This is a genomic window from Variovorax paradoxus NBRC 15149 (assembly GCF_001591365.1).
Taxonomy (GTDB): domain Bacteria; phylum Pseudomonadota; class Gammaproteobacteria; order Burkholderiales; family Burkholderiaceae_C; genus Variovorax; species Variovorax paradoxus.
Window position 1 is genome coordinate 858,808 of record NZ_BCUT01000001.1, and the last position, 11,106, is coordinate 869,913.

The 11,106-nt window shown below is 68.2% G+C and carries 11 protein-coding genes; 4 read left to right on the plus strand and 7 right to left on the minus strand.

Annotated features, from left to right (window positions below; genetic code table 11):
- Positions 1–19 precede the first annotated feature (19 nt).
- The 6 genes from VPA02S_RS04060 to VPA02S_RS04085 all read right to left on the minus strand — a co-directional run bounded on the left by VPA02S_RS04060 (position 20) and on the right by VPA02S_RS04085 (position 5,800).
- Positions 20–724, minus strand: coding sequence for an ABC transporter ATP-binding protein (locus VPA02S_RS04060; RefSeq protein WP_012746893.1), 705 nt, complete (start codon positions 722–724; stop codon positions 20–22).
- Positions 717–1,478 carry an ABC transporter ATP-binding protein gene (locus VPA02S_RS04065; RefSeq protein WP_012746892.1) on the minus strand — a complete coding sequence of 254 codons (762 nt, stop codon included), beginning with the start codon at positions 1,476–1,478 and terminating at the stop codon, positions 717–719. Before VPA02S_RS04065 ends, VPA02S_RS04060 begins: the two co-directional genes overlap by 8 nt.
- Complete coding sequence (locus tag VPA02S_RS04070; protein ID WP_012746891.1) at positions 1,475–2,461, minus strand: branched-chain amino acid ABC transporter permease; 987 nt, start codon at positions 2,459–2,461, stop codon at positions 1,475–1,477. The genes VPA02S_RS04065 and VPA02S_RS04070 overlap by 4 nt, the downstream gene beginning before the upstream one ends.
- A complete protein-coding gene (locus VPA02S_RS04075) occupies positions 2,462–3,334 on the minus strand; it encodes a branched-chain amino acid ABC transporter permease (protein ID WP_012746890.1) in 873 nt (290 codons plus the stop codon).
- A gap of 341 nt (positions 3,335–3,675) precedes the next feature.
- Entirely contained in the window at positions 3,676–4,851 is a 1,176-nt protein-coding gene (locus VPA02S_RS04080) for an ABC transporter substrate-binding protein (RefSeq protein ID WP_012746889.1), read from the minus strand.
- Positions 4,852–5,026: 175 nt separating this feature from the next.
- On the minus strand, positions 5,027–5,800 hold the full coding sequence (locus VPA02S_RS04085) for a GntR family transcriptional regulator (protein WP_012746888.1): 774 nt from the start codon (positions 5,798–5,800) through the stop codon (positions 5,027–5,029).
- 164 nt (positions 5,801–5,964) lie between these two features.
- On the opposite strand from VPA02S_RS04085, the gene VPA02S_RS04090 reads away from it, so the two are divergent.
- The 3 genes from VPA02S_RS04090 to VPA02S_RS04100 are packed head-to-tail and all read left to right on the plus strand — an operon-like array spanning position 5,965 to position 9,193.
- Positions 5,965–7,086, plus strand: coding sequence for a 5-methyltetrahydropteroyltriglutamate--homocysteine S-methyltransferase (locus VPA02S_RS04090; protein WP_012746887.1), 1,122 nt, complete (start codon positions 5,965–5,967; stop codon positions 7,084–7,086).
- 27 nt (positions 7,087–7,113) lie between these two features.
- Positions 7,114–7,779 (plus strand): glutathione S-transferase family protein, encoded by a 666-nt coding sequence (locus tag VPA02S_RS04095; protein WP_012746886.1) that lies wholly within the window; start codon positions 7,114–7,116, stop codon positions 7,777–7,779.
- 34 nt (positions 7,780–7,813) lie between these two features.
- Positions 7,814–9,193: a phospholipase D-like domain-containing protein gene (locus VPA02S_RS04100; protein ID WP_012746885.1), complete on the plus strand. Its 1,380-nt coding sequence runs from the start codon at positions 7,814–7,816 to the stop codon at positions 9,191–9,193.
- Here VPA02S_RS04100 and VPA02S_RS04105 read toward each other — a convergent pair.
- Positions 9,171–9,878 carry a TetR/AcrR family transcriptional regulator gene (locus VPA02S_RS04105; RefSeq protein ID WP_027730624.1) on the minus strand — a complete coding sequence of 236 codons (708 nt, stop codon included), beginning with the start codon at positions 9,876–9,878 and terminating at the stop codon, positions 9,171–9,173. The two genes, VPA02S_RS04100 and VPA02S_RS04105, sit on opposite strands and share 23 nt — an antisense overlap.
- Before the next feature lie 99 nt (positions 9,879–9,977).
- Here VPA02S_RS04105 and VPA02S_RS04110 point away from each other — a divergent pair, with 99 nt between their 5' ends.
- Positions 9,978–10,988 carry an HlyD family secretion protein gene (locus tag VPA02S_RS04110; RefSeq protein WP_062362349.1) on the plus strand — a complete coding sequence of 337 codons (1,011 nt, stop codon included), beginning with the start codon at positions 9,978–9,980 and terminating at the stop codon, positions 10,986–10,988.
- The last annotated feature ends 118 nt before the right edge of the window (positions 10,989–11,106 follow it).

Genomic DNA, 11,106 nt, shown 5'->3' on the forward strand with positions numbered 1-11,106 from the left:
CTTCTTGTTCGCCGGGCCGCTAGCGCGCCACGCCCAGCAAGCGTTCGAGCACTTGAGGCTGGCTGCGCAATGCCGCGGCACTGTCGGCATGCACGATGGTCCCGTGGTCGAGCACCACGGCGTGGTCGGAAATCGCGAGGATCGCCTGCGGATGCTGCTCCACGATGATCGCGGCCAGCCCCTCGTCCTGCGTGATGCGGCGGATGGCGCGCAGCAGCTCTTCCACGATGATCGGCGCCAGCCCTTCGAGCGGCTCGTCGAGCAGCAGCAGCTTCGGGTTGAGCACCAGCGCGCGGCCCACGGCCAGCATCTGCTGCTCGCCGCCCGACAGCTGCGTGCCCAGGTTGGTCTTGCGCTCGGCCAGGCGCGGGAACATCTCGTAGACGCGCTGCGGGTTCCACTTGCCGGGCCGCTCGACCGCCGTGAGGTTCTCGTGCACCGTGAGCGACTTGAAGATGTTGCGCTCCTGCGGCACCCAGCCGATGCCGCCCGCCGCGCGCTGGTGCGGCGCCAGCTTGTGCAGCGCCAGTCCAGCCAGCGAGATGCTCCCGCCGTGCTGCCGCGTCGCACCCGCCAGCGTGTTGATCAGCGTGGTCTTGCCCGTGCCGTTGCGGCCCAGCAGCGCCAGCGTCTGGCCTTCGCCGAGCGCGAAGGCCACGTCGTGCAGCACCACGGCCTCGCCGTAGCCGGCGCTCAGGTTCTCGATGCGCAGCAGTTCAGACATGAACGGCATCTCCATGGCCCAGGTAGACCTCTTTCACCTTCGGATCGTTGGCGATGGTTTCGGGGTCGCCTTCCGTCAGCAAGGTGCCGTTGACCAGCACCGTCATGCGGTCGGCAAAGCTGAACACCAGGTCCATGTCGTGCTCGATCAAGAGCACCGACACGTCGGCCGGCAATGCGGCCACCGTCTGCAGCAGCTCCTCGCGCTCGCCGGCGGGAACGCCCGCCACCGGTTCGTCGAGCAGCAGCACGCGCGGCTCGCAGGCCAGCGCAATCGCAATCTCGAGCAGGCGTCGCTTGCCGTAGGCCATGAACTTCGTCTGCTGCTGCGCCACGTCGCCGAGGTGGAACTGCTCGAGCAGCTGCGCCGCGCGCTCCGTCACGGCCTTGCTGGACCCCAGCGGGCGCCACCATTGCGAGGCGATGCCCTGGTGCTGCGAGACCACGAGCGCCAGTGTTTCGAGCGGCGTCATCGAGTCGAACAGCTGGTTGATCTGGAAGGTGCGCACCAGGCCGCGCGCCACGCGCTTGTGCGGCGCGAGCGTGGTGATGTCTTCGCCGAGCAGCGAGATGCGGCCTTCGGTGGGCACGAGCACGCCCGTCAGCAGGTTGATGAGCGTGGTCTTGCCGGCACCGTTGGGGCCGATCAGCGCATGGCGCGCGCCGCGCTTGAGCTCCATCGTGACGTTGTTGGTGGCCGTGATGCCGCCGAAGCGCATCACCAGGCCCTGTGTCGAAAGCACGGTCTCGGTCATGCCGCGCCTCCCTTCTTCCTCTTGCCCAGCCAGGTCCACGGCTTGAGCACGCGGTCGCGCCCCACGAGCACCAGCAGCACCAGCAAGAGGCCGATCCAGAACATCCAGTACTGCGGCGTCACGGCCGAGAGCCAGTTCTGCAGCAGCTTGAAGACGATGGCGCCCGCCACGCCGCCATAGAGCCAGCCCACGCCGCCGATCACCAGCATCAGCAGCACGTCGGCCGAGCGGTCGAAGGCCAGCACGTCGAGCGAGGCAAAGCCCGTGGTCTGCGCGAGCAGCGCGCCCGCGGCACCGGCAATGCCGGCGGCCACGGTGTAGATGACGACGACCCGCGACACCACCGGAATGCCGATGGCCATGGCGCGCAGCCGGTTGTCGCGGATGGCCTTCAGCGTGGCGCCGAAGGGCGAATGCACGATGCGGCGCATCGCGAGGAACAGCAGCAGCATCACCGTCAGCGAATACCAGGCCGCCGTGCGGCCGTAGAGGTCGAACGCGAACAGGCCGAGCACCGGCCCCATCACCACGCCCTGCAGGCCGTCGGCACCGCCCGTGAGCCAGTCGAGCTTGTTGGCGAGTTCGAGCAGGAGCAGCGCAGTGCCCAGCGTCACCATCAGCCGCGTGAGGTCGCTGCCGCGCAGGATCGTGACGCTGGCGATCAGGCCGAGCATGGCCGAGAGCACGGCGGCCACCACCAGCCCCACGGTCGGGTCGGGCATCACGAGCTTGGCGAACAGCGCCGCGGCGTAGGCGCCAAAGCCGAAGAAGGCGGCATGCCCGAGTGACACGATGCCGGTGTAGCCGAGGATCAGGTCGAGCGACATCGCGAACAGCGCGACGATGGCGATCTCGTTGACCAGCAGCGAATGCGAGGGCATGAGGAACGGCAGCGCAAAGGCCACGGCCCAGGCCACGAATTCGAGCGGGCGCCAGCGCGCCTTGCGCAGCAGGGCCGATTGGTACGTTGAAGGCTCGTTCATTCAACGGCCTCCCTTGCGCGTGAACAGGCCCTGCGGCCGCCACATCAGGATCAGGATCATGAGCAGATAGACGGTGAACGCACCCATCTTCGGAATGAAGTACTTGCCCGCCACGTCGGCAATGCCGAGCAGCAGTGCGGCCGCGAGCGGCCCGGTGATCGACGAGGTGCCGCCGACGGACACCACGATCAGGAAATAGATCATGTACTTGAGCGGAAAGGTGGGGTCGAGCCCAAGGATCTCGGCGCCCAGCGCGCCGCCCAGCCCCGCGAGCCCCGAGCCGACCGCGAAGGTCAGCAGAAACACGATGTTGACGTTGATGCCCAGCCCTGCCGCCACGCGCGGATCGTCGACGGCGGCGCGCAGCCGGCTGCCGAAGCGCGTCTTCGACAAGATGAGCTGGAGCACCACCGTGAGCACGGCGCACACCGCGATGATGAAAAGCCGGTAGTGCCCCATGCCGAGCAGCAGTGCGCCGTCGCCGACTTCGGTGCGCCCGCGCAGCCATTCGGGCAGCTGGATGTTCTGCTGCGACGAACCGACAAAGTAGTCGACCGCCGCCACCGCCATGAACGCGAGGCCGATGGAAAACAGCACCTGGTCGAGGTGCGGCTTGCCGTACATCGGCCGGTAGAGCGTGCGCTCGAGCAGCGCCCCGGCCAGTGCCACCACGATGAAAGCGAGCGGCAGGCAGGCCAGAAACGGCACGCCCAGCTTCTGCATCGCAAACACCGTGAGGTACCCGCCCGCCATGGCAAAGGCGCCATGCGCCAGGTTGATGAAGTTCATCAGCCCGAGCGTCACGGCCAGCCCCACGGCGAGCACGAAGAGCAGCATGCCGTAGGCGATGCCGTCGAAAAGAATGGTCAACATGTCAAATCTCTTGCCGCGTGATGGTGTGGCTCTCGTTTCGGATGCTTTTGTTCGGGGCGCGTGCACAGGCCACCGGGTACTCCCCTCCGCGAATGTCCCCCGCCTTCGGCTCCTCCTTTATTTCGCTGCGGGGAGCACCCGATGCCCTGTGCACTGGACACGCTGCTGGTGTATCGCTGATCAACGACTGCTCCGCATCACGCTCCCGTCGATGGGGTGCCTTGCGCAGCGAAATCAAGGAGGAGGCCGCAGGCCGGGGGACATTCGCTTCGCCGCGTACCCCGTCGGCGGGAGCGAGCCCTGAACAGCAGCGCCCCCGAACGAAACACCTGGGCACCAAATTACTTCGCCTTGCCCGGATCCTTCACACCCTTGATCACATCGAACTCGACGTTGTAGAGCTGGCCGTCCTTCTTCTCGACCTTGCGCAGGTACACGTCCTGCACGATGTCGCGCGTCTGCGCGTCGATGTAGACCGGCCCGCGCGGGCTCTCGAAGATCTGGCCCTTCATGGCGGCCAAGAGCGCGTCGCCGCCGCCCTGCCCCTTGGTGGCCTTGAGCGCCTCGTAGATCACGCGCATGCCGTCATAGCCGCCCACGGCCATGAAGTTGGGGCGCATCTTCGGGTTGGCCTTCTGGAAGGCCTCGACGAACTTCTTGTTGGCAGGCGACGGATGCGCGGCCGAATAGTGGTGCGAGGTGACCACGCCCAGCGCGCCGTCGCCCATGTCGTTGAGCTGGTCGTCGTCGGTCACGTCGCCGGTGGCGATCATGCGGATGCCGGCCTTGTCCATGCCGCGCTCGAGAAACTGCTTCATCACGGCCGCGCCGGCGCCCGAGGGCACGAAGACGAACAGCGCATCGGGCTTGGCGTCGCGCACCTTCTGCAGGAACGGTGCGAAGTCGGGGTTGCGCAGCGGCACGCGCAGCTTCTCGATCACCTTGCCGCCGTTGAGCTGGAAGCGCTCGGTAAAAAACTTCTCGGCGTCGTTGCCCGGGCCGTAGTCGGCCACCAGCGTGACCACCGTCTTCACGCCGTTCTTGGGTGCCCAGTCGCCCATCGCCACCGACACCTGCGGCAGCGTGAAGCTCGAACGCACGATGTAGGGCGAGGCCTCGGTGATGCTCGACGTGGCCGCGGCCATCACCACCTGCGGCGTCTTCGATTGCGTGGCCAGCGGCGCGGCGGCCAGCGCGGCCGGCGTGACGCCGAAGCCCGCGATCACGTTCACCTTGTCGTTGACGATGAGTTCCTGCGCGAGGCGCTTGGTGACGTCGGGCGTGGCCACGTCGTCCTTGACGATCAGTTCGATCTTCTTGCCCGCCACGGTGTCGCCGTTCTGCGCCATGTACAGCCGGGCCGCCGCTTCGATCTGCCGGCCGGTGGAGGCCTGCTGCCCCGTCATCGGCAGGATCAGGCCGATCTTGAACTTGTTGCTGTCCTGCGCAGTGGCAAGCGACATGGAAAGCGCAAGCGCCGTGAGGCCTGCGGTCTGGATGAGATGGCGTCTTTGCATGAAGTTTTCCTTGGGGGGCGGATGCGAACGGGGAGCTATTTTTCAATACTTTGCAACATGCGGCGGAGCAGGCAATCACCTACTCCACCGCCGGGGCGCGCCTTTGTTGCGCGATGAACAAATGAACTGCGCGATGATCGCGCAGCGCAGCGGACTGCGTGCATGCATCCATTGCTCAGCCGCGGCGGCGGATCAGCTGCACGCCGGGCAGCGGGCGCTGTTCGGCGGTGGTCGCGCCATGCAGCGCCTCGCGCAGGTTGCGCCGCGCGATGCGGCTGTGCTCGCGCATCAGCGCCTCGGCACGCGAGCCTTCGCCGGCCTCGATGGCATCGAGCACCTGCAGGTGCTGGTCCTGCGCGATCACGAGCATGTCGCGCGCCGCGGGCGAATTGGCCTGCACGATGACAAAGCCCGAGGGCGACGCGAACGGCAGGTTGACCACGCGTTCGAGCTGCTGCGCAATGACCGGGCTGGCCGCCATCTCGCACAGCAGCGAATGGAACTTCTCGTTGTGCGTGACGTACCGCGAGAAGGCCGCGTCGTCGAGCGCGGGCTCGCGCAGCAGTTCGTCGATGCGTGCCAGGCAGGCGCGCGCCTCGCGCAGCACCACCGGCGCCGCGCCGCGTTCGGCCGCGAGCCGCGCCACCAGGCCTTCGAGCGTGCCGCGCAGCTCGATCGCATCGGCCACGTCGCGTTCGGAAAAAGTGCGCACCGCATAGCCGCCGTTGGGCAGCGCCTCGAGCAGGCCTTCCTGTTCGAGCCGCATGAGGGCGCTGCGCACCGGCGTGCGCGAGACGCCGAGCTGCTCGGAGATGGCCACCTCGGCAATGCGCGCACCGCCGGGCAGCTCGCCGGCCAGGATCATCTCGCGCAGCCGCAGCTGTGCCTTCACGGCCTGCGAGCCGCCGCCGTCCGCGGGTTCGACGGGTGATGCAGCTGCGGCTTTCATGCGGTTGCGGGTGTTCTCATGAATACTGAATGTATACAAATCTCACGAGACTTTCGCTGATGAAGCCCCGTATTGCGGGTAAACACCAAGCCCGTTGTACACACCAATGTCCGTTCCTGAGGCGATACGATGTCCATCGTTTTTCAGCCACGACGGAGATCACCATGTCCCAGCACGCCGCCCTGCCCGCCCGCTACGACCACGTCGGCAGTTTCCTGCGCCCCAAATACCTGCTCGAAGCACGCGAGCAAAAGGCCAAGGGCGAGATCACGCCCGAGCAGCTGCGCAAGGTCGAAGACAAGGCCATCACCGAGATCGTCCGGTTCCAGGAAGACATTGGCCTCAAGAGCATCACCGACGGCGAATTCCGCCGCACCTACTTCCACATCGATTTCCTCGACCAGCTCGGCGGCGTGAAGACCGACATTCCAGTCACCATCCGCAAGCCCGACGGCACCGAGGAACTCGCGCCGCCCGCGATGCGCGTGCTCGACAAGGTGCGCCACATCAAGGACATCCAGCTCGCCGACTTCCAGTACCTCAAGAGCCAGGTCTCGGCCGGCCGCACGCCCAAGGTGACGATTCCTTCGCCGACGATGCTGCACTTCCGCGGCGGCCGCGCCGGCATCAGCAAGGAGGCCTACCCCGAGCTCGACCCGGTGTTCTACGACGACGTCGCCAAGGCCTACGGCGACGAACTGCGCTCGCTCGCGGCCGCAGGCTGCACCTACGTGCAGATGGACGACACCAACCTGGCCTACCTGTGCGACGAGCACATGCGCGAAGCCGCCCGCAAGCGCGGCGACGATCCCAACGAGCTGCCGCACCGCTACGCCGCCTTCATCAACAAGGTGGTGGCACAGAAGCCGCCGGGCATGCTGCTGGCCATGCACCTGTGCCGCGGCAACTTCAAGAGCACCCACGCCGCGGCCGGCAACTACGAGCCGGTGGCCGAGGCGCTGCTGAAGGAAATGGACCTCGACGCCTACTTCATGGAATACGACGACGCGCGCTCGGGCGACTTCAAGCCGCTGCGCTACCTGCCCAAGGGCAAGACGGTGGTGCTGGGCCTCGTGACCACCAAGTTCGGCGAGATGGAAGACAAGGACGAGCTCAAGCGCCGCATCGAGGATGCCGCCAAGTACGCGCCGCTCGAGCAGCTCGCGCTGTCGCCGCAGTGCGGCTTCTCGAGCACGGTGCACGGCAACAACATCGCGGTGGAAGCGCAGCGCGCCAAGCTGCGCCTCGTGGTCGAGACCGCGCAGGAGGTCTGGGGCTCGACCTGAAGCGCCTTTCATGGTGAAGTCGGGGGCATGAAGACCCAGATCTATTCCGCCCCCCTCAGCATGTTCGGCGCCAAGGTGCAGATCGCCGCGCTCGAAAAAGGCGTCGATTTCGAACTGGTGATGGTGCCCTTCACCAAGGACGACACCTACGAGCCCAAGCACCCCGAGGTGCTGCGCGTCAATCCCGTGAAGCAGCAGGTGCCGATCCTGATCGACGGCGATGTCGAGCTGTTCGATTCGACCCAGATCTTCGAGTACCTCGAAGACCGGTATCCGAGTCCTGCGCTGTGGCCCCGCGGCATTGCCGAGCGGGCCCGCGCGCGGCAGCTCGAGCAGAAGTCGGACGAGGTGTTCTTCCCCAACGTGATCCGGCTCTTCGGCCTGCAGCACGACATGCAGAGCGCGCCCGCCGTGGCGGCCTGCGCCGCCTGCGCGCGCTACTACGAGGAAATGGAAGGCCTGCTGGCCACGCGCGAATACCTCGCTGGCCCCTACTCCTTCGCCGACATCGCCTTCTACATGGCGCATGTGTTCGCCGACCGCAAGGGCGCCGGCATGACCGGTGCCACGCCGCGGCTCGTGGCCTGGCGCGGCCGCGTGGGCGAGCGGCCCGCAGTGCGCGCGGCGGTCGATCCGATGATGCGCTTCCTGGCCTCCGAGGGTCGCGGTGTGCCGGCCTTCCTGCAACGCTGAGCGGCGCGGACCCGTCCTCGGGCATCATCGCCACATGCCGAATTCCATATTCGACTGGCTCCCCTCCCCGTCCCAGCATTTTCTCGTCGTCACCTTTGCGCTGCTGGTCTATGTGCTGACCACGCGCGCGCGCCGCGAGCAGCGCGCCCCCACCACGGCCATTGCCTGGGTCATGGGGCTGGTGCTGATGCCCTACATCATCCTGCCGATGTACCTGCTGTTCGGCCAGCGCAAGCTGCGACCCGCGGGCTCGCCGCGGCCGGCGCGCACGGCCGCGCGCGGGCACTGGGCGGCCGACCTCATCGAGAGCTTCGGCCTGGCGCCGCCCGGGCGCTGCGAGATCCGGCTGCATGCCGACGGCGACGCCGCGCGCGAGGCGCTGTGGCAGGTGATCGACGGCGCGCGCGAGCGCATCGACGTGTGCACCTTCATCATCGGCGACGACGCGCTGGGCCATGCCGTGATCGAACGGCTGGCGCTGCGCGCGCGCGAAGGCATCAAGGTGCGCGTGCTGCTCGACGGCTTCGGCGCGCTGACCCTGCCGCGCCGCCACATGCGCCTGCTGCGCGCGGCCGGCGGCGAGATCGCCGTGTTCCGCCCCTTCTTCAGCCTGCGCCGCATCGGGCCGCGCAACCTGCGCAACCACCGCAAGTTCACCATTGCCGACGACGGCTGGCTGTGGTCGGGCGGGCGCAACCTCGCGAGCGAATACTTCGCCGGCAACGACGCGCAACCCGACGCCTGGCGCGACCTTTCGTTCGACCTGCGCGGCAGCGTGGCCGCCGCGGCGGCGCGCCAGTTCGACCACGACTGGAGCTCGGTGCGCGGGCGCAAGGCGCGCGCCATCACGGCCGACGACGTGGCGGAAAGCGCAGGCAGCGCCATGGCCCAGTTCCTTCCGAGCGGCCCCGACCAGACCGAGGACACCGCCCACGCACTGCTGATCGACGCCTGCTTTCGCGCCGAGCACCGCGTGCTCGCCGTCACGCCCTACTTCGTGCCCGGCGACGGGCTGCGCGATGCGCTGCGGCTGGCCGCGCGGCGCGGCGTGCAGGTGACCATCGCCATGCCTGCGCGATCGAACCACCGCCTGGCGGACTTCGTGCGCGCACGGGCCATGCGCGACCTGGCGCGCGCCGGCGTGAGCTTTCGCATGCTGCCGTTCATGGCCCACGCCAAGGCCGTGGTGGTCGACGACGAACTGGCCATGTGCGGCTCCATCAACCTCGACCTGCGCAGCCTGCTGCTCAACCACGAGGCCGCCGTGGTGTTCTACGGCCCGCGCGAGATCGACTGGCTGGCCGAATGGATCGACACCATCGCCTCCGCCGGCGAGCCCTACCGCGCGCGGCGGCCGGGCCTGGTGCGCGACGTGGCCGAGGGGCTGCTGCTCACCGTCGCCTTCCAGCTTTAACGGGCGCCGCCTCCTTCGCGATGGCGTCGAGGCCCGCGAACACGTAGCGCATCAGGTCGTCCGCGAGGCCCTCGGCATCCTTCAGCGCCGGCAGCACCTTGCTCGCCAGGTCCTTGGGTGCCACCGTCATCACGATGCAGGGCAGCACCGCGAACAGCAGGCCACGCTGCACCGAGGGATGGTCCTCGGGCAGGCCCATGATGCCGCCGATCAGGCCGCGGATCAGCCGGGCCTTGGGCAGCACCGCCTGGCGGATCAGCGCGGGCAGCGCCGGAGACGGCGACAGCGCCTCGCGCAGCACCACGCGAAAGCCCCAGGGTGCCTTGGGCTGGCTGCCCATCTCGACCAGGTGCGTGAGGAAGGCGCGCAACTTGAGCCGCGGATCGCCGGCCTCGCTGGCCAGGCTGATCAGCTCGTCCATGCTCACGAGCTGGCGGTGCGCCTCGATCAGCACGGCCTCGTAGAGCCCGTCCCGGCTGCCGAAGTGGTAGTTGACCGCCGCCATGTTGGTGCCGGCGCGCGTGCAGATTTCCTTGCTGGTGCTCTCGGCGAAGCCGCGCTCGGCGAACAGTTGGCCCGCGGTTTCGAGGATGTGCAGGCGCGTGGTGCTGCCGTCGGTGCGCTGGGTGCGCGACGCGCCCTCGCGCGCGGCGGGGGAGCGGGTGGTGGAAGAGCGTGTCGCCATGCGCCAAGGTTAATCGAACTGAAAAAATACTTCAAATTCAAATTTCAATTTGATAACATCCGGCCGTTATCCGACCCGGAAACCGGCAGGAGCCCGCCCATGAACAAGAAACCCCTCATTGCCGCGGCCGCCGTGGCGCTGGCCGCCGCGGCCGGCGGCTGGTGGTACTTCAGCCGCTCGGCCACGCCCTCCGACCAGCTCGTGCTGTACGGCAACGTCGACGTGCGCCAGGTCTCGCTCGCCTTCAATGCCAACGAGCGCGTGGCGGAGCTCACGGTGCGCGAAGGCGACCACGTGCGGGCCGGGCAGGTGCTGGGCCGGCTCGACACGCGCTCGCTGGTGCTGCGCGTGGCGCAGGCGCAGGCGCGCATCGGCGTGCAGGAGCAGGCGCTGCTGCGCCTGAAGACCGGCAGCCGCCCCGAGGAACTGGCGCAGGCCGGCGCCCAGGTGGCCGCGGCGCAAGCCGATGCCGACCTGGCGCAGCAGCAGCTGGCGCGCCTGCAGGCCATCGGCCAGACCACCGCCGGCCGCGCCGTGAGCCAGCAGGACCTCGACCGCGCGCAGGCCCGCCGCAAGGTGGCGCTCGCGCAGCTGGACAACGTGCGCAAGGCGCAGCAGCTCGCGGTGGCCGGCCCGCGCAAGGAAGACATCGCGCAGGCGCAGGCCCAGCTCGAATCCGCGCGCGCCGATCTCGCGCTCATGAACCACCAGCTGGCCGAGGCCGAGCTCAGGTCGCCCATCGACGCCGTGGTGCGCGCCCGCCTGCTCGAGCCCGGCGACATGGCTTCGCCGCAGCGCCCGGCCTTCACGCTGGCCATCACCGATCCCAAGTGGATTCGCGCCTATGTGGCCGAGCCCGACCTCGGCCGCGTGCGGCCCGGCCAGCCGGCCAGTGTGGCCACCGACAGCCAGCCCGGCCAGCCGATCGCGGGCAAGGTGGGCTACATCTCGTCGGTGGCCGAGTTCACGCCCAAGACGGTGCAGACCGAGGAGCTGCGCAGCAGCCTGGTCTACGAGATCCGCGTGATGGTCGACGACAAGGAAGACCGGCTGCGGCTCGGCATGCCAGCCACGGTGCGGCTGCAGCTGTCGTCGACCGGCAAGCCGTGATGACCGATCTCATCGATCGTCCGTGCGCATTGCTCCCTCCCCTTCCGGGGGAGGGCTGGGGTGGGGGCGCCCCCATCCCAACCTTCCCCCGAAAGGGGAAGGAGCAAGACCGCATGCC

Excerpts from the sequence above, each read along its gene's own strand:
- VPA02S_RS04105 (WP_027730624.1), bottom strand. The coding sequence starts at position 9,878 with ATGGCGACACGCTCTTCCACCACCCGCTCCCCCGCCGCGCGCGAGGGC.
- VPA02S_RS04085 (WP_012746888.1), bottom strand. The coding sequence starts at position 5,800 with ATGAAAGCCGCAGCTGCATCACCCGTCGAACCCGCGGACGGCGGCGGC.
- VPA02S_RS04070 (WP_012746891.1), bottom strand. The coding sequence starts at position 2,461 with ATGAACGAGCCTTCAACGTACCAATCGGCCCTGCTGCGCAAGGCGCGC.
- VPA02S_RS04095 (WP_012746886.1), top strand. The coding sequence starts at position 7,114 with ATGAAGACCCAGATCTATTCCGCCCCCCTCAGCATGTTCGGCGCCAAG.
- VPA02S_RS04075 (WP_012746890.1), bottom strand. The coding sequence starts at position 3,334 with ATGTTGACCATTCTTTTCGACGGCATCGCCTACGGCATGCTGCTCTTC.
- VPA02S_RS04090 (WP_012746887.1), top strand. The coding sequence starts at position 5,965 with ATGTCCCAGCACGCCGCCCTGCCCGCCCGCTACGACCACGTCGGCAGT.
- VPA02S_RS04065 (WP_012746892.1), bottom strand. The coding sequence starts at position 1,478 with ATGACCGAGACCGTGCTTTCGACACAGGGCCTGGTGATGCGCTTCGGC.
- VPA02S_RS04080 (WP_012746889.1), bottom strand. The coding sequence starts at position 4,851 with ATGCAAAGACGCCATCTCATCCAGACCGCAGGCCTCACGGCGCTTGCG.
- VPA02S_RS04060 (WP_012746893.1), bottom strand. The coding sequence starts at position 724 with ATGTCTGAACTGCTGCGCATCGAGAACCTGAGCGCCGGCTACGGCGAG.
- VPA02S_RS04100 (WP_012746885.1), top strand. The coding sequence starts at position 7,814 with ATGCCGAATTCCATATTCGACTGGCTCCCCTCCCCGTCCCAGCATTTT.
- VPA02S_RS04110 (WP_062362349.1), top strand. The coding sequence starts at position 9,978 with ATGAACAAGAAACCCCTCATTGCCGCGGCCGCCGTGGCGCTGGCCGCC.